The sequence below is a fragment of the Paenibacillus wenxiniae genome, from assembly GCF_039822605.1.
GTDB lineage: Bacteria > Bacillota > Bacilli > Paenibacillales > Paenibacillaceae > Saccharibacillus > Saccharibacillus wenxiniae.
In genome coordinates, this window is record NZ_JBCGUH010000013.1 from 16,942 (window position 1) to 38,684 (window position 21,743).

A 21,743-nucleotide genomic window follows, 5' to 3' on the forward strand; every position below is an offset into this window, starting at 1 on the left:
GGCTTGCTGCCAAGCCTCGATTGCTAAGGAGGTTTGATTTGATGGAAGCTTCACGTTACACAAAAGCAGGTTCGCGCATCTTGATTGCCGTTGCTGTACAGGCTGAACACGATGTCATACTTCAAGCGCTACCTGATCACGCCAGACAACGCTGCGATGTGATTATCGTCGGTGTAGGCCCAGCGAGTGCTGCGGCAAGAACCGCTGCTCATCTCGCTACAGAAAGCGATCGATATCGAATGGTCATTAGTGCTGGCATTGGAGGCGGCTTTGCTCCACATGCACCGATAGGTAGCATCGTACTTGCCAATCAAATTATCGCTGCGGACCTCGGTTCCGAGACACCGGATCAAGGTTTTCTTTCCGTCGATACGCTAGGCTTTGGTCGCTCGATCATTAGCGCGGACAGACGCTATACAACAGAACTCACTTCCGCACTTCGTGCTTCCAATATCCCTGTGCATGTCGGTGCGGTGCTGACGGTATCGACGACGACAGGCTCTGCGCATACAACGGCTGCATTAGTGCAGCGTATTCCGGATGCTACAGCAGAAGGAATGGAAGGCTTCGGTGTAGCGATGGCTGCGGAGTTGTTTCGCCTGCCGATTATGGAAATGCGTGCAATTTCTAATGAAGTCGGGCCTCGTGATCGTGATAGCTGGCGTATTCCAGATGCCCTCAAGTCACTCCGGCAAGCAACCCGTATTTTAGCGGAGGTGCTCTAAATGAAAATTGCTTTTTCCCCATGTCCTAACGATACGTTTGTTTTTCATGCCTGGGTACACGGTTTAATCGACGGTGCACCAGAGCTGGAAGTCACGTATGCTGATATTGATATTACGAATAACTGGGCGGCTTCTGGTGAAGGGCCAGAAGTGCTCAAAATCTCCTATGCTGCCCTACCCTGGGTACTGGAGGACTATGCACTTATCCCTTGCGGAGGTGCGCTTGGACGCGGTTGTGGTCCACTCGTACTGACTGCTGATCCGGAAGCAAAAGATGCTTCTGCACTAACTGGTAAACGGGTCGCTGTTCCAAGCGAACGCTCAACAGCGTATTTATTATTCCGTCTATGGGCTGCACAAAATGTACCGGGCGGCATCGGCGAAGTGGTCGTGATGCCATTTGACCAGATTATGCCTGCTGTGCGCGATGGACAGATCGATGCAGGACTGGTCATCCATGAAGCACGTTTTACTTACCCTAACTATGGTCTTACCCTGCTGCAAGATATGGGCAGCTGGTGGGAACAAGATACGGGATTACCGATTCCGTTGGGCGCGATTATCGCACGTCGTTCACTGGATCGCGAGCAGATTGCAAACTGGGCACGCGCTTCGGTGGAATACGCGTGGCAGCATCCGCAAGTATCTCGTGATTATGTGCTAGAGCATGCACAGGAAATGGACCCGAACGTTGCAGATTCGCATATTGAACTGTATGTGAATGAATTTACGCGCGATCTGGGCGAAGATGGTTATGGTGCGATTGAAGCACTGCTCGGTCGTGCAGCTCGCGAAGGGCTTGTGCCTGAATTTGATCTGAGCCTGCTGCGGAAGTAAGGGGAAGCTCTATCAAGGACAGCGTTTGTTATAGCTATGGCACTCTATGGCACTCTATGGCACTCTATGGCACTCTATGGCACTCTATGGCACTCTATGGCACTCTATGGCACTCTATGGCACTCTATGGCACTCTATGGCACTCTATGGCACTAAACATAGGCATACCTTTAGACATGACTTTATAGGAGTAGCTGCAAAAACAAGTGAATCTGGAATAAAAAAGCCTTTCCCTATGAAGCTGTGGCTTCGCGGGAAGGCTTTTCATAATGTTCGGATCGCATCATTTTCAATGTTCCAATACGATCAATTTTTTCTGATGAGATTATTTTTGATGATATACTTTTTAAGATTGTGATCTTACGCTTTTTTGATGGTACGATTTTATGATAGAGGATTTTATAATAGAGAATGATGATTATATTACGAACAAACGAAAATATATATGCGCACACTTTTAGAAAACATGGCTTACGTTTATAGAAAATGGATCTTTCTTCTTTTTTTCGTAATAGCACGGTAAAAAGTTTGCCAAAGCGGGTATATATCCTGTATACTGGCAATGTAAGTATCAGATCATAGCACAAATAGCCCCTTTTGCCGAAGGGACTGTAGCTTGGCATCTGTATTCTCTTATAGGAGGTGAAACATCATGGCACAAGGCGTACTGTGTGAAGTTAACTCTTGCACTCACTGGGCAGAGCAAAACAAATGCACTGCTGAAACAATCTTCGTTACTAGCCACGCTCAACAACAAGCGACTGAAGCTCAAGAAACAGATTGTCAAACATTTGAAAAGAAATAAGCTTTGACTATTGCTTTACCGAGAGAAGGGACTTTGCCGAGTTCCTTCTTTCTTTTTATATTCTATCAACAATGATTATTATTATCAAGAGGTTTTGCAAAATTATTGAGAAAAGATTGAGAATCTTTAAAACTCCCGTTATGACTACGTTTTGCCCATCGAGATTGGTGTTTACGCGGTCATTATACCTTATAAAAACAAGGACAGCCTGCTGAAATTGCGGTTGTCCTTGTTTTTTATTGAGAATCATCGTCAAGGATATTCATATTTTCTGCGTCCGTTAACAAGTCTATTATTCGTCTTGATCGTTTCTTTACTTTTTTTGCTGCTATGGATTCCTTATGTTTGGTATATGCAGCGTCAGCTGACTTGATGGGCAACGATATAACTGTATCCGATCAGTATGCTGTTTTTATATCGATGCTTGTTGCTTTATGATGTACCCAAAGAGCCTGACATCCTCAAATGTGAGGCGTCAGGCTCTTTAGGCATAGAAGGATTAAGTTGCGTACACGCTCTAAAAGCTATAAATGATTTTACATAAAATACATTAAAAAACCATTTTAGCTACATACAAATGAATAACTTTACTTGCTTTACTTGCTTTACTTTACTTCGCTTAGCTCAGCTTAAATTTAGATACCGATTCTGCCAGACCTTCGATATCCTGCTTGGATCGATCCAGTTGTTCACTAACCCGATTCGTCTGCTGTACGATATCATCCGCTTTAGCTGCAATGACGCCTGTTCCCTGTGCCCCTTCATCTGCGGCAACGGAAATTTCGTGGATCGTTCTCACGACGTTTTCGACCGAAGCGAGCAACTCTTCCGATGTCGCGCTTAGATCGCCAGCAATCGCATCAATCTCCTGCGCACTGGTCGCATAGTGCTCGGCAGAGTTTAGCATCATCCGATAATCTTTCCAAATATTCGTATCGAACAGCTGTAGCAAGTTGTTGGAATGGGAAGACAGATTGTCTACGGAACGAGTGACCACACCCGTAATCTGATTGATGCGATCCGCCGCATTTTTGGAATCTTCAGCCAGCTTGCTGATCTCGCTGGCTACAACAGCAAAACCACGTCCTGCGTCGCCGGCACGAGCTGCCTCGATGCTTGCATTAAGCGACAACAGATTCGTCTGCGCCGCAATGTCGATAATCGAAGTAACGAGCGAGCGGATTTGCTCCACCGATTTCGATTCTTCTAGCGCTTGAATAAGATTTTCACTCGCTATTTTATACGTGCGGTCACTCTCTTCATACGATGCTTTGAATTGCTGTGTTAGCTCGGTCGCACGTCCGGTCAGCTGTTCTGCTGCACGTGCTCCCTCCTGCGCTTTGGAAGCTACCGAATGCACCGCAGCTTCAATTTCGTTCGAGGTGGCGTTCATCTCCTGTGCAGATGCTGCTGTTTCCTCCATCCCCGCTGACAACTGCTCTGTCGTCGAGGAAATATCATGTATCCCCGTATCCAGTGTATTCATCTCATGTTCTACGATCTGGATCTTCGTTTGCAGATTGGCGCTCTCTTCGATCACTTTGCTAAATGTTAAACGGAACTGTTTACGCGCTTCACCTAGCGCCTGAATGATCACAGCAAACTCATCCTTTTGCGACAAATACGGAGTGAATTTATCAACATACACCAGATCAAATCGTTCTGTGCGATTGATCAAGTCAAGTGTATCTCTCGTGCGTCTTCTCACATTCATCACAATGAAGAATACGATAATGGCTGAGATGATGGCGGCCGCAGCTAACTGTACATACGTAAGTACATACATTTGCTGTTTTAAAGCAGCGTTATGGTTTAACGAATCTGTACTGTAGCGATCAACAATATTACCAATTTGCTCGATTCTTTCTCTTGCGATATCGAACTGTTGCTCCGCATTGGCTGCATTGGCCAGTGTACGTGTATTGGCATTAAACTCCTGCTTCCAGGCCGTATAGCTTGCATTAAATTCATCCCATAGCTCAAACGTGTTTTTGCCGCTAGCCTGATCTTTATAGGCGGTAAAAATGTCCGTATGCTGCTCCATAACCGCTCTTGCTGCCTGTATACGATCAGATACTTGCGTCGTATTTTCGTTATAATCGGCAACTTGCTGCTGAATGTCCTGTTCATTTTGCAGCGTCAGCAGTTTCGTTTGTGCCAGCATCGCCTGATACAAATCGCGATCGGCATTGAGTACCAAATAATCGGCTTTATATGAAGTATCATACAAAGAAGAAACTAGCTTCTTTTCGATAGCATCCAGATTGCGCAGAGCCAGAATCGAAAATACGATCAGTGCTAGCATCAGTACGATAACAGGCACGAGCAATTTGATGCTAAGGCTCCAGTTATTAAATTTGAACATATTCATGTGACTTCCTCCTGGTAATTAAGCTAATGCGTAAGATGAGAGGAGCGAAAGTAAAATGAGTCCATAGTAACAGTCATTCTGTGCTCTCCCTACACCTATATCGGTCAATTTGCTCAGTTGTTTATGGTTAATGACTGAATTGCAAGCAATCTAATAAAATATATTGATAACAATTAACATTAATACAATTAAAATAATAAAATGTGGAAAATAAACCGATAACAACCGGTTTATCTACAGTCGTGCAGATGGATTCGCAATCGGAATACATACAAAAACCACCTTGATCACTCAAGGTGGTTTGAAGGATAGCAATTATGATTGTGTAGATTCCCTATCGCAATAACAGCTTACTTTTAATACAGTATCCATTTAAGGTGCCAGCAGATGCTGAGATAGTGGAATATTCAGGTCTTTTATGCCTGCTGCTACAAGTCCTGCAATTTGTACGGCACCCTGCTCCTGAAAATGGGTATTATCCTGTACGCCATCCGGGAAATAAGCGTACTGTCCAGGTGCCACATGCAGGAAGATCGATTTGGTGCCTTCGATTCCGGTTGCGTTGTATAGCGCTACACTGCGTGCATTCAGATCAATCAGCAGCGTGTTCGTTTCCGCAGCAACCTGTTTCATCGCCTGTACATATTCAGGAAAGCTCGGTTTAAATTGTCCGTTGGCGGCATTATAATCACGACGGGAAACGGGGGTTACCAGTATAGGCGTAGCGCCTTTGCTGCGTGCGCGATCAATATACGTTTTCAGGTAGGTGCGGTAATCATTGACCGGTGTGTAACGCTCTGGCTTGGAGGAATCGGCATCATTATGCCCGAATTGTACCATCAAATAATCGCCCGGCTGTAACAAAGATACGATCGTATCCAATCGACCTTGCTCAATAAAAGAACGCGAGCTGCGTCCGCCGATCGAATGATTACTGAACTGTACCCCCTCATCAAAATAGCTCGCAATCATCTGCCCCCATCCTGCCTGCGGTCGTTGTGAAGCGCGATACGTCTGTACGGTCGAATCGCCTGCCAGATAGACAACGGGGATATGTACAGCTGTAGCATCCGCTGTCGTTTGCACATTTACACTTAATCCATTGTTATCTGCTGCACTGACTTGATTCAAGCCTGTTGCTCCGCCACTACACCATACACTTAACAGCAACATCATCACTACCATGCCTATACCAGGTACTCGCCGATTCCGATTCATGATTCATTCATCCCTTCTACCTGAATTATGAAGCGCTTACATTATTGATCATATCGACTTCCTTCTGCATAAAGTAAGCTACGAAACCGTGCTGTTTGTTTAAAATTCAGTGTTTCCTCTGTGCACTCTCTGCATAGTGCCAGATTATACTATCGAATTTCTGCAATCTTGTATTGGCTCGTTAGGATAGGGAGTGTACGCAAATAACATATAAAGATGCACCTCTGAACTGTACTCGCCATGTAGTGGGAGTACAGAACTTGTTCAAGAGGTGCATGGGTAGCAACATATAATTTTATAATGCTATTTTCTATCGTTTTGTACTTTTATACTTCTACACTTCTACGATCTTCTAGCTCTCTCAACCTAACACTTTAGCGTGAAATCATGCTATATAACTCTGGTGTCATCTGGGCACTCGTCAGATCGCGGTAGCCGATTAATCCATTTTTGAACAGAAGCTGCACTTTATAGCCGTTCTTTTCCTGTTGATTCATATAGCGTCCACTGTAGACCTGACTGTTAGCGATAATGCGCTTCATCTGATCAGGCGAGGTGATCACAATCGCGTTTTTGTTTAACTTTTGGTAAGGTACAGTGTTATCTGGATGATGTTCTCCTTCTGATCTAGGCAGCAGCTGGATTGCTTTTAGATCCTGCGCACGGGTCGTCATTGAGAGCAAGTTCTTCTTTTGCAACCAGTTTTGTATGTCCGGTTCATTTGCGCTGACCGTGTATAGTTTTTGCGTATAAACGTCTGAGCCAGCCAGTGGAATATCAATCATAACCTGGATGACAGCGCCTGATGAATACTGGTTCCATGGATCTGGTACTTTACCTAATTCTTCTATCACAAGCTGTTTTAATACTTCTACATCTTTGGGATCACTGATTGTTTTGGGTGATGTTGTCCAGTTCGTATCTGGATTGTTAATTCGAATCACTCCTTTGTAAGTAGCCAGCTGATCTAAATGATAATACGTGTTTTTATAAGGTGACTGGCTTACGATAGGTAGTAAATATGCTTCATAGCGATCCATCGGTATAAAATAATTACGTTTCATAATGCTACCGTCTTTCAATTTATAGGCAATCTGCACTTGCTGGTTATTGTTCGCCCACGGATTATATTGCTTGCGATATTCTGAATTTGGACGCTCCGTTACAATTTGACGATGCAAATTCAGAATGGCATCCATGTATTGCGGACTATCGGACAAAGCGTTTGAATTCAAAGTTTCACCAATCTGCATACCATTGCTAGCATAAGTACGGTTGTATAAGTCACTAGATAGATCGCCGCCCATATAAACCGCTTGAATATTGGCAATAGCAGGGATTCTGGCTGCATAACCGTTAATACCAGCTACCGGTAGCCAGAGAATAAGAGCGATGATAACACCATAACCTCCAAGCATACGGAGTAGTTGCCTGTCTACTACCTGCCATGTTTTGCGAATAATCATATCGGCAACAATTCCGCCTACCAGCGCACCAACTACATAACCAACAATCGCCATGAGTGGATCATCGACAACAAGATTCGTCGAAATCACTCCAACGAACAACGACACAACAAGCATCATCAGTATACGGAAAAATGGGTTAAAGTAGCGGAATACCACACCTTCACTGGAGCTTTCTGCCGGACGTGCTCGGTAGAGTCCATAAGCAAGACCGATCAGTAGCACCGTCAGGACAGTGTAGATCCATCCCTCTTTTGCTTGCAATGCGTTGTAGCTCAGTTGTCCAATTCGGTAAATTGGAGACCATACACTGGACATCAGCATACTAGGATCACTCGTAAAATAGCCATACAGAAACATTTTTAAATGATTCTGCATGACCATCCCAAGTAGGGCTGGCAGCACCAGTATTCCTACGGACAATACCAATTGCAAAATCGATTGTCCAACACAGATACCAACCACTACGGTGAATACGAACACCAGCATCGTCAGTACCGATGTTGATACCGCCCATTCAATTAGCTGCATCTGACTGAATGATACGCGTACCAGACCGGGGCGCATGAAGGATATGATTAAAGCGATCAACCACGTTGGAAGCAGAATAATAATAGAACCGATACCTAGTATTGTACTGAGTAGTTGATGTCTTTGTAACGGTAAGCCATGCAACAGATCAGATAACTTTCGTTCCTGCATATAACGTGTCAAAAAGACGGCAACAAGCGCTGGAAAAGCAGCAATAATAATAGATTGCAATTCACCGTGGATTTGAAACAGATGATGCATGACCAGCGGTCCACGATATTCGACATACTGTTCTTCGTTAATTAAGCCAAGCGGCAATAAACACAGCATCATCAATCCGTACAATACACCGAGCCAGCCGCCCTGACGTAGCGCATACCACCATATTCCCCGATTAAAGAAGTATCGGCTGAACGTCATAACCGGCATCCCCCATTTCATATATAAAAATTTCTTCCAGTGTCATTGGCAATACATCGAATACATACGGCTCATACACCTGGAATACTCCACTAATCTGCTCTTCAGTTCCTTTAATAATGTACGTGCCTACACTGCCGCGTTGCTCCTTATGTACGATATCCAGTAAGCCTGATACCGCCTGCTCATGCCGTTCATTACGGAAAGCCACTTGAATTTTGTGCATATCTAATTTGAGATCGTCCAGCTCTCTGCTCATCAGCAGTCGTCCTTCATGCATAATGCCGACATGATCACACATATCTTCAATTTCCCGCAGATTATGCGAGGAGATTACAACGGTGACGCCATGCTCAGCCACCTCTTGAAACAGCAAATTTTTCACCTGTCTACGCATAACCGGGTCCAGCCCATCGATCGGCTCATCGAGAATAAGCAGTTGCGGCTTGCAGCTCAGCGCGAGCCATAGTGTAGCCTGTCGCTGCATACCTTTGGACATACGATGCAGCTTGCGCTTCGGATCGATGCTGTGAAATGCTGGAGCGAGCTGCTGAAAGCGTTGTTCACTCCAACTTGGGTAGATCGATCGATAAAAATTCGCCATTTGCCGAATCGTCGTCTGTGCGAAAAAAGCAGGACGATCCGCCAGAAACACAATTTGTTGCTTGGCAGCAGGGTTCTCGTACACCGTCTGTCCATCCAGCGTCACTTTACCTTGATCCGGCTTATAGATGCCTGCGAGCAACTTGAGCAGTGTCGTTTTACCTGCACCATTGGAGCCAAGCAGACCAAAAATCGAACCTTTATGTATGCGCAGAGACAAGTCTTGCACAGCATATTCTTCTTCAAATCGCTTACTGGTATGATCCAGTTCAATCATCGTGTACTCCTCCTTTACCTTCTTTATCTTCTTTTTCCATAGTGACTTGACGATACAGATTGTCGATATCCGACTGCGTAAAACCTAAATAAATCGCTTCTGCAAACAGTTTTAACAGTTGTTCTCGCATCGCTTCGCGCTGAATATCATGGGGCTGCTGATCGGCAGGTGAGACAAAGCTGCCTTTGCCTGGCTGTGAATAAATGTAGCCTTCGCGCTCCAGCTCCCGGTAAGCCTTTTGAATCGTGTTCGGATTCACCGTCAGCTGGGCAGATAACGCACGCACCGAGGGAAGCTGCTCATCCGACTTCAACACGCCATACACGATCAATTCTTTGATCTTATCCATCAGTTGCTCATAAATGGCCTTTCGACTCCGTATATCCAGCTCAAACATGGACGACCTCCTTTCACTGTATTAACTGTACTACTATTATTAATACAGTTAAAAATAATTGTCAATGCTTTCCATAAAATACATAGCTACATTTTTCGATTAATCAATGAATTGGCTACTTAGGAAGCGTCAAACGATCGATAAATTGCTTAAATAAGAATAGACATATGAATTTCAAAAATAGATCATCGGTGTCTGACTGTGCATGTAAAACAAGCAATGAACAGCTGTTAGCATACCGAGCACTACATGACCTGTACAAAGGACGGTGAACTCCAATGATCCGAGAAATTAAAAAGGAACAAGCATGGCAAATTCGACACGAGGTCATGTGGCCTGATCGCGATCTGGATGATGTGAAGCTCAAAAAAGATGATCAAGGGATCCATTACGGCTTGTTTGACGGAGATGAGCTTGTATCGGTCATTTCATTATTTTTGCATGAATCCGAAGGCCAATTCCGCAAATTCGCTACGCGTATACCGTGGCAAGGTCAGGGACATGGCAGCAGACTGCTTTCCTTTATTATGACCGAAGCCGAACGCCACGGACTACGCCGCTTGTACTGCAACGCACGCATAGAAAAAACCGCCTTCTATGAACGTTTCGACCTGAGAGCGACAGGTGAATCTTTTCAAAAAGGCGGTAAAGACTATATAATTATGGAACGATATTGGAGCGGTTGACGCTGTACAAGATGGAAAACGATTGAAGCCGTTAACGATATATGAAACCATTCCTTTACTCCAAAATTCATACCATACAATAAAGCCAGCACAATTAGCCAGCAAGCCTATGTACACCTACAGTTACAGTTACAGTTACAAATATATTTACATCTACTCCATACTTCATTCTACTGTTTAGCTTATGAAGCTCATCACACATTATATAACATAATTCATAGCAAATGAGCTTCATAAGCCAAACAAACAAGCCCCCGTCACTTCTCAACATCTTTACTCCAAACTACCCTACTCATCCGCATCCAGTAAAGAAGCATACCGACTCACCTGATGCTCCAACTCTGCCAAACGAACAAACCGAGCAGCCCGATATACTTCCTTCCCTTCATACATAAGCAACACCACCGGCGACGTAAAAATCATATACACCGCCGCCAACTCCGGCGCATCCTCCATATACAAATACGCCCCCTGCACCCTAGCATACCGCTCTAATAATCCCTCCACCTGCGGCTGAACCGCATCACACACACTACAATGCTGCGTCTTAAACAAAACCAGCACCAACCGCTCTACCTTCAATACCTCATCCAACGCCTGTGCCCCAGCAAGAGACTGCATAACAAAACAACCCCCTTCCTACTCAAGTCGTATCTTTCAATACCCCCACTATACCATGCAAATCGACACTACAATCTATATCTACATTCGTGTCTGTGTCTGTGTCTGTGTCTGTGTCTGTGTCTGTGTCTGTGTCTGTGTCTGTGTCTGTGTCTGTGTCTGTGTCTGTGTCTGTGTCTGTGTCTGTGTCTAAAAAATTATATGTATTATTTAACCAGAACGTGTACACCAACTATTTTGCTGAGGCATACACCATTCTGCAATCCATACAGGAATAAGGGGACGCACTCCAGTCTCCCATAGGAATCTATGGAACAGGAAGTCATTGTAGACTCCCCATGTCAAAGGTCGTCCTTCCCTCTTATTTCTTTCCCACAATGAAGTGCTTCTTACATATATTACGTGTTTGCTTACACGCCCTAAATAAATACTAACTTTTACGCTTTACTTATCCCTTTTCCCTTAAACTGCTCCCCCACTCCCAAGCTCGTCAGAAAGTATTTACTCACAGTTAGCCTTTAAAGTATGAGCTTACTCAATTCCAGTGAAAAGGAACGCTACAAAACTTCACTGTACAGCAGGTAAAAAGCGAGCAAGCAAATAAACATGTTGCCCCAGCACATAACGAAGGCAAGGAAATAAGGGAAAAGGACGATTTATAGTGTTAGCGATTTCCTAACACGCGGTTCAATGGAAAGTGATTTTTGCAATGCAAAATATCTTACAGTTTCCGAGGGGCGGGAATCTTCATTTCCACCTAATCCAAAAGATTCCCGCGGCTCCACCTGAGTCCGTTCCCTTATTCCTTGCCGGAGTGATTGCTGCAAAAACACCATTCATTTAGCCTTTTCGCTCTATACCAGAAAGAACACTACTTCAGAGCACCCAATAAACCTCTACTGCTCCAAATTCTGACGTGCCCTCACAATATCATAACAAACCGCCTTCGGCTGCTGCTGCTCATCAAACAACAACGGCCAATTTTTACGTCCACGCACAGGGAACCCGTCCAGCCACGTATAATCATCTGCCGCCCCCCAGAACGTTACACTGGTCAGCACCTCACGATATTCATGAAATAGTTTAAAATAATCCCGATACCGTTCCTCCTGCAATCGCACCATCTCTGCTGTCGGTGCCTTCAGATCGGTACGACGATCGTCAAACGCAAACATCGACACGTCCATTTCGGTAATTTGCAGTTGCAACCCAAGTGCCGCGTACTTCTCAATCGCGGCACGAATCTGATCCAGACTTGGATCGTGAATATTCCAGTGCGCTTGTAGTCCTACCCCATGCACCGGCACGCCTACATCCAGCAGCTCACGCATCAGCCGACAGATACGATCACATTTACCAGGATGGGATTCGTTATAATCATTGTAAAATAACAATGCCTGCGGATCGATCGCATGCGCCATTTCAAATGCACGTGCGATATAGTCTTCACCGATGCCTTCCAGCCACGGCGTCGGGCGCAAATACGTGCCGTCCTCATCGCTGATCGCCTCATTCACCACATCCCAGCAGCGAATCACATCGCGATAACGTCCCATGACCGTTTCCATATGCTGCTGGAGACGGGCAAGTAAGGTCGCACGATCTGCTTTACCGCCCTGCTCATTTTGGAATATCCAGTCCGGTGTCTGGTTATGCCATACAAACGTATGACCACGCAGGCCTAGCTGATGTTGACGAGCAAAATCGGCAATCGCATCCGCTCGTTCAAATGTGTAGCGATGCTCCTCTGGATGAATACAGATGAATTTCATTTCATTTTCCGCGGTCAGGCTATTGTATTGCTGCAATAGCAACTCGCGTTGACTATGAATCGTATGTGCGCTTACCGCTGCTCCGATTGGGAAATCAGAGCGGAACGTTTCCGCCAGACGAATATCGGTCGCAGATTGTGGCGCTGGATTAGCTGAGGATGCAGATGATCCCTGTCCTGTTTGCTGTTCCGCTTGTGCTTGCTGTGCAGAAATCGAATTCGATGGATTGCTCATAGGAACGCCTCTTTTCTGAATATTTTGAACGTTTGGATCATTTGGATCGTTTGGATCGCTGTGATCATTTAACTTATGTTGTGATGATCGTTTGGATCGTTTGAATGATGATCATTGATGTTGACTCGTCGATATTATTGTAGTTGCAGCAGACCATAACCAGCTGTGTTTTGATACGATTGACCTGTCGTATCATTCCAGATCATGACCGTATCGCGTTTACCATTACCGGTATCATCATTATTTACCTGAAGATCGAAACCGATCCATTGTCCGGCAGTCGGTGGAGTCGCACTTTTCGGCCAATCGATGGAAGCTTCAATGCGGTAGCCACCTGGGATCACTGTAGCTACCGATTTCAAACGGCTCTTCTGATCGGCTGGATTGACGCTTTCGATCCCTTTGTAATTGATACGATATTGCCCATCATCGCCCGGCTCAAAATACGGTGTACGTCCCAGATTCGGATCAACGAACAGCTCAATTGAATCTTGCTCGTATGCGTTCGGACTGCTTGCCGATAACAGCTTGTCTTTTACTTCTGCCAAAATATACAGACGATCTTTGTCCCACATCGTGCGAATTTGTGCTACGGAACCGCCCGTGCCAACGACCTGACGTGAGGTTGTAAACGCGGTTGTCTTTTGCCAGATCGCGTCCACATCACCATCGATTGTCGGTGTGCCTTTGATGGCAGTTGCTACCTGTGGACCTTGTTCCAGTGTAACTTTGCCATAATTAGCAGTGCTGCTATTTTGCGCGCCTGTCGTATCGCTCCAAAATGTGCGTGTTGGCTGGTTGCCTTTATAATCGGACAGCACCAGATCCAGCGCTAACTCTCGTCCGAGCTGATTATTCGTTACGGGCAGTCTCGCTTCAATTCGATAACCGTTATCTGTGCGAGCGGAGCGGTATGCCCATTTGGCATTATTTTGTGCACCGCTACGCTGCATGACGTAGCGATCTGGCTTACTTCCATTTCCATCATTCAGATAAACGGTGACGCTATCTTTGCCGTTCACCGCGGTATCGTTCACATCTGCCAGCACATAGACATGTTTCGCATCCCACATCAAGCGGAAGCTGCCTGCCTCGGTTCCATCTGGACGTGTCACAGGAATACGTGCGGAACGGTTCCATTCCTGTTCCATGCGCGCATCGATTTTGACCGTGCCCTGTGAAGCTTTCGCTTGTTTCGGTTCAATCGGTACTTGGGATGGATCAACGAGCGCCCAGTATGCATACTTCGCTTGTAATTGAGCGTCAAACAACAGCGGCCAATTGTTGCGAACAGTTGGGAACGTCGTCAGCCATGTGTTGCCATCATCTTTGCCCCAGAAAATAACCGCTGTAATCTGATCTCTATGCTTCAAAAACACGTTCATCATGTCCCGGTAGCGATACGCCTGACGAATCTGCTGATCCTCCGGGAATGTCTGCCATGAATCAGTATCATTGCTGTATACGCTCATATCCAGCTCGGTCACTTCCTGCTGGATACCCAGATCCGCAAACTTGCTGAACATCGCATCAACGGCTGCGGTAGATGGATACGAAGTGCTAATATGCATCTGGTGACCTACACCATCGATCGGAATGCCTTTAGCCTGTAAACGTTTGATTAACGCATACAGTGCATCACGTTTGGCCGGTTCCTCGGTATTGTAATCGTTGATGAACAGCTTCGCATTCGGATCGGCTTCATGCGCATAGATGAACGCTTTTTCGATAAATTCTTCCCCGGCGATTTGATACCAGAGACTGTTACGCAAACCATTCGGTCCAGCGGGGTCGATCACTTCATTGACGACATCCCAAGTGCCAATTTTGCCTTTATACCGTCCCATCACGGTATCGATATGCTTTTTCAAACGTTGCAGCAACACTTCTTTGCTGACGAGATTCCCTTTATTATCATGGAATACCCAGTCCGGGGTCTGACTGTGCCAGGCAAGCGTATGTCCGCGGAAGTCCATCCCATGATCCAGTGCAAACTTTACAATTTTGTCTGCTCGGGTAAAATCAAATTGGCCTTCCTTCGGCTCGGTTGCATCCCATTTCAGCTCATTGCCAGCGGTGAGCATATTAAAATGCTTTTCCAGCAATTGCGCATCCGGGCCGCTCGGATCAGCAATTTCGGAGACGAGCAGCGCACTACCGATTTTGAAATCGTTCGCATATACATCTTTTAGCGATGGAATATCCTTTTGAATCGAGATCGGTGCCTTTACTGGTGTCGGCTTAATGACCACATCATCCAGATAAAAGGAAGCGTTTGCAGATGAACTGGCTTCAAAATAGAGTGCCGAGCTATCCAGTGAATCGGTCAGCACATAGTCTGCTTGTAGTTTTGTCCATTTGTCAGCGCTAATCGACTGACTGGTCAATGCTTTGTACTCGTTATCACGTCCATATGTGCTTTGTTGTACGGACATGGAGACAGTTGTAGACGGCGCTCCTTCCGGCAGACGCAGCCATGCTGAAATCGTATAGGAACGTCCCTTTTCCAGTACAGATGTTAGCTCCAGCTGTGGTCCATGCCAGCTCTGTGTACGTCCCTTGATCTCCAGACCGTACTTGCCGCTATGTGCAGCCGTTGCGATTGCAGTAAGCTGTTCTACACCGCCGCGTCCATACCAGCCCATCGCTGTGCCGTCTTCAAAGCCGGTATTCAGCACTGTTTCATCATCGGCAGCAGACGCTGAACGTTCAGCAGGTGCCAGTAACGGCAATAGCAATAATACGGCAAGGGTAACGATGCAAATCTTCCGCCAGTGTGTATGTATCAATACAATCCCCTCATCTTTCTCATTATAGGATGCGCACTGAAAAAGGATGCCGCGTTTCTTTGCCGTGTTCCCACGCTCCGATACAGCGGCATCCCTACAGTTGCCTTAACATATGATATGGCCTATTCTTTCACACTACCTAGCTGCAAACCGTGTACAAAATACTTTTGCAGGAATGGATAAACGATCAGAATCGGCAGTGATGCAACAATCGTAATGGCTGCCCGGATCGAGACCGGAGTGACCATATTTTGCACGGCATTCAGATCAGCACCGTTCGCCATCGAGGTGCTGCTATTCGTATTCATCGACGACGATAGCAGCTTCATTAGCTCAAATTGCAGGGTGCTCAAACTTTGCTTGGACGAGGCAAACAGGAACGTATCGAACCAGGAGTTCCATTGTCCAACAGCAATAAACAGTGCAACCGTCGCCAGCACCGGCTGACAGAGCGGCAGGATGATCGAGATAAAAGTACGGAAATCACCGGCTCCGTCAATTTTGGCTGATTCGATTAGACCTTCTGGCAACGTCTGAATGTACGTCCGAATCACAATCATATTAAACGCACTGACCAGCCCTGGAATGATATACACAAGGAAGTTGTTCAGCAAATGTAGATCGCGAATTAGGAAGTAGTACGGAATCAGACCAGCGCTAAAATACATCGTGAGGACAACGATAATCGTAATCGGCTTGCGGAATACATATTCTTTACGACTGATCGTATACGCAAGCATCGAGGTCAGAAACAGACTTACCACCGTCGCAATGACCGTCCGTGCGACCGAGATCAGAAACGCATTGAAGATCGTGCCGCCGGCAAATACAGCACGGTAGTTCTGCTCTGTCCAGACGCGCGGCCATAAATAAATGCCGCCGCGGATCGTATCGTTACCGGCATTCAATGAAACCGCCAGCGTGTTCAAAAATGGATATAACGTCACAACGGCAATCAACAGCATAAAGATCGCGTTAAACGTATTGAATACAATCGGCTCCAGCTGTAACGATTTCTTTTTCATGCGTATCCCCCCTAGATCAACCGCTCGTCGCCGAAGCGCTTGGCGATCGTATTAGCGGCGAAGATCAGCGTAATGCTGACAATCGTTTTGAAAATACCGGCTGCGGTGGCAAGTGAATAGTTACCGATCTGCAAGCCGTACTTGAGCACGAAAATATCAATCGTTTGCGACCAGTCCACGACCACCCCGTTACCAAGCAGGTACTGGACTTCAAAGCCCGCTTCCAAAATCCAGCCGATATTCATAATCATCAAAATGATCACAATCGACTTGATCCCCGGCAGTGTAATATACAGCATTTTCTGATAACGATTCGCTCCATCCATCTCTGCTGCTTCATACAGCGATGGATCGATCGATGTGATCGCTGCCAGATAAATAATCGCGTTCCAGCCCACTTCTTTCCATACATGAGATGCGCCGACAATGCCCCAGAAGTATTCAGGAATACTGAGCCACATGACCGGCTGACTGATCAGTCCCAGCTTCATCAGCACCACATTCACAATCCCGTCATCAACGGACAACGAACTGGCTACAATCCCGGTTACGATAATCCATGACAGAAAGTGAGGTAAATACGAGATCGTCTGAATCGTGCGTTTGAACAGTCGCGTCTTCACTTCATTTAGCAAAATCGCAAACACAATCGCAGTCGCAAAGCCGAGTATCATATTGATCAAGCTCATCGCCAGCGTATTGCGCAATACATTCAAAAAGGTCGGGTCGGTAAATAGGAATTGAAAATGCTTAAACCCTACCCATTCTTGATCCATAAAATCACGGGCAGGCTTGTAATTCTGAAACGCCATCGTCCAGCCCCAGATCGGATAATACGAAAACACCAGCACATACAGTACGATCGGCAGCGACATCCACATTAGCTGCTTTTGCCCCTTCATGCGCCGCCATAGACTTTCCTTCGGTACGTTGAGCGATCCTGCCTTTTCTCCCTTGGCTCGGATGCTTTTCGGATAATCAGTCATACTCCACTCCCTTTCCAGTTAGGCACAAGCGCTTGAATCCCTGCGAACCATCTGGCAACGGCGGACAGCCGATCTGCCGTTATGGCAGATCAGCGTGTCGCCCTGCTTAATTGCTCGTTGCCCAGTTTTTCAGACGCCACTGAATCTGTTCATTAATGCGATCTTCATATGCTTTTACATTGATCGCTTTATAGGCGTTCACGTATTGATCCCATACACCATCGAATTGAGATGTCCCTGCCATAATCGCTTGCGGCAGGAATTTGAGCGAAGCATCGTTCATCTGCTTGTTCGCTACGGAAGCTTCCGAGCCGTCGATCAGATCGATTTGCCATGCTGGATAATAGACTGGATTCTCTGGAGCTGGTGAGAAGAAGTCTGTCCATGTTTTATGTCCATACGCATCGAGCAGTGCACGATCTTCCGGCTTCAAAGAGGCATAAAATTCTTCTGGCTGACTGCCTGCATCGGTTGCGTTACCATCGCTATACGTACCTTGCATTTTCGGTGCTGCACCGTAAAACGCATCCGCACGGTTGGCAAGCTTCCACGATGGATCTTCCTGTTGTTGACGTTGTTCTGGCGTACGATAGAATTTACCTTTGCTATCCACTTCATAGTCTTTGCCCTCTTCACCCCAGGACAGCAGCTTCTGATATTTCTCATCCATCAGTGCATCAAGGAATTTAATAATACGTTCTGGATCTTTCGCGTTCACACTAATACCAAAACCGTTGTTCAGGTTAATAACTGGACGATCTAAGTAATGATCTTTGATGCTTGTATCGTACACAAGTGGGAAGCCGACATATGTTTTACCATTTTTCTTCTGGGAAATGAGTGTGTCTTCGGCTTGTGTGAAGTTCCAGTGTTGATCGAACATACCGAGTACACGTCCACTTGCCAGCTTGGACAGGTACTGGTCATAGTTTTGGACAAATGCTTCTTTATCCATCAAGCCTTCGTTGTACAGACCGTTTAACTCTTTGTAGTAACGTTTTGCGATATCCTTATCAGCAAATACGCTCGCTACATTGTTATCTACGACAACGCCACCATCATTCGGGTGTCCGGTCAAATGCTCCGGTGCGTTCAGCAGTGGGAATACGCGCCAATCGGAAGCAAGTGTGGTGAAGCCGATCGTTGGTTGTCCATCGATCGTTGGATGCTTTTTCGCGTAATTGCGAATGAGCGTCATGTATTCATCGAGTGTTTTCGGTGTTGGATAGCCTGCTTCTTTAAGTATGTCCTTTTGAATCCAGAATGCCGGACCCGAATACGAGTTAGCATGGAATTCGCCGGAGTAAGCGCCATAGTTCGGCAGCCAGTAAATATGTCCGTCACTGGAGTCCTTCATGCGGTTCCAGTATTTTGCATAATGTTTTTTCAAGTTCGGTCCGTATTTGTCGATCAGATCTTCCAGTGGAATGACCGCCCCCGCTGTAACGAGCTTCGGATCGGCGGTGATCAGATCAGGATATTCTCCACCTGCGATCATGACGCCAAGTTTTTGCTGCAAATCACCGACCAGAAATTCCATGTCGAGCTTCACGCCTAGCTCATCCTGAATCTTTTTGTAAATCCGGTTATCCTGCGAAGGTGCCTGGTTCGGTGTACTAATAAAAGCACTAATCGTAAATGGCCCGGAATCATCTGAAGATGCGCTATCTCCACCATTACAGCCTGCCAGCACCATGCCCAGTGCCAGTACGAGCGACATGGAGCCAAAGAAGGCCCGTCGTTTCATTTTTTTCATCAATCTGCTCCCCCTTGATATGGAATCGCATTGCCTGTGGCGCATACGCAAACGGCAACTGAGCGACGACATGACGCTGCATTGCTGTCCGATTCGCTGCATGTTTGGATGCAAGCTCTGCTGTGTTTGACTGGAATGAGCGAATGGATTTGCGTGTACGGCTTATCTATTATTATGCTCAAATGTATACGCTTTCAGAATAATCAGATTAAAGAACTGTGCACCTGAAATTTAAGGTGTTGTTAGAATTGCCCAGTTCTATAACAAAAAGGTGGGGAATGAGGATGGAGTTGTGCCAGGGATGGCTTGGGTTTAGTGTGTTTAGATGTGGGATAGGGAAATGAATACGTGCTGGGAGGAGATAAAGGAATATGACGGATGGACGGTAGGGGTTTAAGGATTTGGAAGTGCTGATTGCAACAATGTTCGTTGTAAAAGTGCTGGTTGCCGAAGTGATTTTGCAGAAGAACGTATTGTGATAAGTCAGATTGGTTGGTGGGAGTCAAATCTGCTTCCTACTGCATGAAGATCATCAAGAATAATGACATCTACCACCATTAACCCCCTAGCCACATTCACAGCTATATTCATGCTCTAATCCCATTTCCATCTCACAAATAAAGCTGCTCCATTGTAGGAACAGCCCTGTCACTTAATCGTTCTGCTCTTGTTGTTGTTGTTGTTGGTAATCGCTCGGACGGTAGCCGGTTCGTTTTTCGAATTGTTTTAAAAAGTGCTGATACCCGCGATAGCCGATTTGTTCGGCGACGGTGCAGAAGGCCATGTCGGTGTTGGTTAATAGGCGTTTCGCTTCTTCGATGCGTAGCTCATGCACAAAATCAAGGATACTCATCCCATAGCGACGGGCAAAGGATTGTCCGAGGTAGACGGGATGGATATAGAATTTCTCGGCTAGCTCGCGGATGGTCCATGTTTCGGTATAATGTTGGCGCAGGAAATCAGCGACCTGTGCCTGAATGCCGCCGGTTTGTGTATCTTGCACCATCGCAACTTCCTGCTGGCAACGCAGGCAAAATTCGGTCAGACGTTTTTCCAGTACAGGCAATCCGCTATACACGCAGGTGATCTGCTCTAGCTCGGTGGGTCCTAACAAATCGCTGCTTTCGCCGCCAAGTTCAGCATATAGCGATACACAGCGCAGCACGACCTCATTGCTAAAAATGCCAACCAGTTCCGGTGCTGTGCGCTCGGTACGAAAGTGGTCAAATTGCTGCTCTAGCTGCTCGCATAGTCGGGCAGCATCGCCATTTTCGACTAGCTCGCTAATAAGCTCGGCTTTAGCGAGTAGTGAGCTGGAAGCGATATACGATGTGGCAGGCATCGTCTTCTCTGATTCCACACGCATACGATCCTGCCCACCAAAAAAGAGCAGACGGCTATGAACCTGTGCATCCTGATACGAGAAATGGAGCTGACGCAGATCGTGTACAGGCACACCTGCGCTAATCCGTGAGCCATCAGGAAGAGTCTGTTGGAGTGTACAGCAGAGCTGTTCAGCTTGCTCGGTCGCAAGCATCGAATCGTTTACCCGCCATCCTTTAACGATACCAAACGAACCACAGCGATCGGATAATACGTAGCAATCGGCTTCCTGTGCGGCTAGCCGCACCGCCTCCGTGTATGCTTCACCGCCACTGCTTATCGCGCATTGCACATGCAAATAACTCCACAATCGGGATGCCGTGCCAAACAATGTCCCTAGCTCTTGCTCTGTGGACGTGCGGCTTCTCGTATCCGGTGCAGCGATCAGCGCAGCCAATAATTGCTGAATTGCATATTCATTCGCTGTACGACGAATATGTTCGCGGCGGCTCTGTTCTTCTAATTGTTGCTGTACCCGTGTCAGCACCCCATCCACTTCAGGCCCGATCACTGGCTTGAGCAAATAATGTGCCACGCCAAGCCGCATCGCCTGGCGTGCATATTCGAAATCATGATATCCGCTGGCAATTACAAACGTACTCGTGACATTGCCCAATCGGCGTGCTTCGCGAATCAGATCCAATCCATCCATCACCGGCATACGAATATCGGTTACGATTAGCGATGGCGTCTGCTCTCGCAAATATTCAATCGCTTCTTCGCCATTGGAGCATACATGGTCGATGCGAAAGCCGTATTTATCCCAATCAATCATCAGTTCCATTCCTTCCAGCGCGAATGGTTCATCATCTACTAGCAATACATTGTGCATAACGCACCT

The 21,743-nt window shown here is 46.3% G+C and carries 16 protein-coding genes; 4 read left to right on the plus strand and 12 right to left on the minus strand.

The features are described from left to right. The first annotated feature begins 41 nt into the window (after nt 1–41). The 3 genes from AAHF22_RS18660 to AAHF22_RS18670 all read left to right on the plus strand — a co-directional run bounded on the left by AAHF22_RS18660 (nt 42) and on the right by AAHF22_RS18670 (nt 2,367). Nucleotides 42–725 carry a futalosine hydrolase gene (locus tag AAHF22_RS18660; protein WP_347326540.1) on the plus strand — a complete coding sequence of 228 codons (684 nt, stop codon included), beginning with the start codon at nt 42–44 and terminating at the stop codon, nt 723–725. Beyond that, nucleotides 726–1,562, plus strand: coding sequence for a 1,4-dihydroxy-6-naphtoate synthase (locus AAHF22_RS18665; RefSeq protein WP_347326541.1), 837 nt, complete (start codon nt 726–728; stop codon nt 1,560–1,562). 652 nt (nt 1,563–2,214) lie between these two features. Further along, the gene (locus tag AAHF22_RS18670; protein WP_347326542.1) at nt 2,215–2,367 is read left to right on the plus strand and encodes a DUF1540 domain-containing protein; all 153 of its coding nucleotides are present in this window, start codon (nt 2,215–2,217) and stop codon (nt 2,365–2,367) included. A gap of 619 nt (nt 2,368–2,986) precedes the next feature. Here AAHF22_RS18670 and AAHF22_RS18675 read toward each other — a convergent pair. The 5 genes from AAHF22_RS18675 to AAHF22_RS18695 form a co-directional block, all read right to left on the minus strand. Then, complete coding sequence (locus tag AAHF22_RS18675) at nt 2,987–4,738, minus strand: methyl-accepting chemotaxis protein (RefSeq protein WP_347326543.1); 1,752 nt, start codon at nt 4,736–4,738, stop codon at nt 2,987–2,989. Between the two features lie 372 nt (nt 4,739–5,110). Next, nucleotides 5,111–5,956 carry a rhamnogalacturonan acetylesterase gene (locus tag AAHF22_RS18680; RefSeq protein WP_347326544.1) on the minus strand — a complete coding sequence of 282 codons (846 nt, stop codon included), beginning with the start codon at nt 5,954–5,956 and terminating at the stop codon, nt 5,111–5,113. 374 nt (nt 5,957–6,330) lie between these two features. Next, nucleotides 6,331–8,373 (minus strand): QueT transporter family protein, encoded by a 2,043-nt coding sequence (locus AAHF22_RS18685; protein ID WP_347326545.1) that lies wholly within the window; start codon nt 8,371–8,373, stop codon nt 6,331–6,333. Further along, complete coding sequence (locus AAHF22_RS18690) at nt 8,348–9,253, minus strand: ABC transporter ATP-binding protein (protein WP_347326546.1); 906 nt, start codon at nt 9,251–9,253, stop codon at nt 8,348–8,350. Before AAHF22_RS18690 ends, AAHF22_RS18685 begins: the two co-directional genes overlap by 26 nt. Then, on the minus strand, nt 9,246–9,650 hold the full coding sequence (locus AAHF22_RS18695; RefSeq protein ID WP_347326547.1) for a GntR family transcriptional regulator: 405 nt from the start codon (nt 9,648–9,650) through the stop codon (nt 9,246–9,248). Before AAHF22_RS18695 ends, AAHF22_RS18690 begins: the two co-directional genes overlap by 8 nt. Nucleotides 9,651–9,928: 278 nt before the next feature. On the opposite strand from AAHF22_RS18695, the gene AAHF22_RS18700 reads away from it, so the two are divergent. After that, nucleotides 9,929–10,336: a GNAT family N-acetyltransferase gene (locus AAHF22_RS18700; protein WP_347326548.1), complete on the plus strand. Its 408-nt coding sequence runs from the start codon at nt 9,929–9,931 to the stop codon at nt 10,334–10,336. A gap of 288 nt (nt 10,337–10,624) precedes the next feature. Here AAHF22_RS18700 and AAHF22_RS18705 read toward each other — a convergent pair whose 3' ends face one another. From AAHF22_RS18705 to AAHF22_RS18735, 7 genes are all read right to left on the minus strand, one after another. Then, nucleotides 10,625–10,957, minus strand: coding sequence for a thioredoxin family protein (locus AAHF22_RS18705; protein ID WP_347326549.1), 333 nt, complete (start codon nt 10,955–10,957; stop codon nt 10,625–10,627). Between the two features lie 896 nt (nt 10,958–11,853). After that, nucleotides 11,854–12,963: an endo-1,4-beta-xylanase gene (locus AAHF22_RS18710; RefSeq protein ID WP_347326550.1), complete on the minus strand. Its 1,110-nt coding sequence runs from the start codon at nt 12,961–12,963 to the stop codon at nt 11,854–11,856. A gap of 134 nt (nt 12,964–13,097) precedes the next feature. Then, nucleotides 13,098–15,752 carry an endo-1,4-beta-xylanase gene (locus tag AAHF22_RS18715; protein ID WP_347326551.1) on the minus strand — a complete coding sequence of 885 codons (2,655 nt, stop codon included), beginning with the start codon at nt 15,750–15,752 and terminating at the stop codon, nt 13,098–13,100. Between the two features lie 122 nt (nt 15,753–15,874). Further along, nucleotides 15,875–16,777, minus strand: coding sequence for a carbohydrate ABC transporter permease (locus AAHF22_RS18720; RefSeq protein ID WP_347326552.1), 903 nt, complete (start codon nt 16,775–16,777; stop codon nt 15,875–15,877). Between the two features lie 11 nt (nt 16,778–16,788). After that, on the minus strand, nt 16,789–17,679 hold the full coding sequence (locus tag AAHF22_RS18725; protein WP_371834088.1) for an ABC transporter permease: 891 nt from the start codon (nt 17,677–17,679) through the stop codon (nt 16,789–16,791). 190 nt (nt 17,680–17,869) lie between these two features. Further along, nucleotides 17,870–19,519 (minus strand): ABC transporter substrate-binding protein, encoded by a 1,650-nt coding sequence (locus tag AAHF22_RS18730; protein WP_347326554.1) that lies wholly within the window; start codon nt 19,517–19,519, stop codon nt 17,870–17,872. Between the two features lie 652 nt (nt 19,520–20,171). Next, complete coding sequence (locus tag AAHF22_RS18735) at nt 20,172–21,734, minus strand: response regulator transcription factor (protein ID WP_347326555.1); 1,563 nt, start codon at nt 21,732–21,734, stop codon at nt 20,172–20,174. Nucleotides 21,735–21,743 lie beyond the last annotated feature (9 nt).

What these genes read in the sequence shown, in the direction of transcription:
- AAHF22_RS18670 (WP_347326542.1), top strand. Translation starts at nt 2,215, where the DNA reads ATGGCACAAGGCGTACTGTGTGAAGTTAACTCTTGCACTCACTGGGCA.
- AAHF22_RS18690 (WP_347326546.1), bottom strand. Translation starts at nt 9,253, where the DNA reads ATGATTGAACTGGATCATACCAGTAAGCGATTTGAAGAAGAATATGCT.
- AAHF22_RS18660 (WP_347326540.1), top strand. Translation starts at nt 42, where the DNA reads ATGGAAGCTTCACGTTACACAAAAGCAGGTTCGCGCATCTTGATTGCC.
- AAHF22_RS18705 (WP_347326549.1), bottom strand. Translation starts at nt 10,957, where the DNA reads ATGCAGTCTCTTGCTGGGGCACAGGCGTTGGATGAGGTATTGAAGGTA.
- AAHF22_RS18720 (WP_347326552.1), bottom strand. Translation starts at nt 16,777, where the DNA reads ATGAAAAAGAAATCGTTACAGCTGGAGCCGATTGTATTCAATACGTTT.
- AAHF22_RS18725 (WP_371834088.1), bottom strand. Translation starts at nt 17,679, where the DNA reads ATGAAGGGGCAAAAGCAGCTAATGTGGATGTCGCTGCCGATCGTACTG.
- AAHF22_RS18730 (WP_347326554.1), bottom strand. Translation starts at nt 19,519, where the DNA reads ATGAAAAAAATGAAACGACGGGCCTTCTTTGGCTCCATGTCGCTCGTA.
- AAHF22_RS18685 (WP_347326545.1), bottom strand. Translation starts at nt 8,373, where the DNA reads ATGACGTTCAGCCGATACTTCTTTAATCGGGGAATATGGTGGTATGCG.
- AAHF22_RS18665 (WP_347326541.1), top strand. Translation starts at nt 726, where the DNA reads ATGAAAATTGCTTTTTCCCCATGTCCTAACGATACGTTTGTTTTTCAT.
- AAHF22_RS18735 (WP_347326555.1), bottom strand. Translation starts at nt 21,734, where the DNA reads ATGCACAATGTATTGCTAGTAGATGATGAACCATTCGCGCTGGAAGGA.
- AAHF22_RS18700 (WP_347326548.1), top strand. Translation starts at nt 9,929, where the DNA reads ATGATCCGAGAAATTAAAAAGGAACAAGCATGGCAAATTCGACACGAG.
- AAHF22_RS18675 (WP_347326543.1), bottom strand. Translation starts at nt 4,738, where the DNA reads ATGAATATGTTCAAATTTAATAACTGGAGCCTTAGCATCAAATTGCTC.
- AAHF22_RS18710 (WP_347326550.1), bottom strand. Translation starts at nt 12,963, where the DNA reads ATGAGCAATCCATCGAATTCGATTTCTGCACAGCAAGCACAAGCGGAA.
- AAHF22_RS18680 (WP_347326544.1), bottom strand. Translation starts at nt 5,956, where the DNA reads ATGAATCGGAATCGGCGAGTACCTGGTATAGGCATGGTAGTGATGATG.
- AAHF22_RS18695 (WP_347326547.1), bottom strand. Translation starts at nt 9,650, where the DNA reads ATGTTTGAGCTGGATATACGGAGTCGAAAGGCCATTTATGAGCAACTG.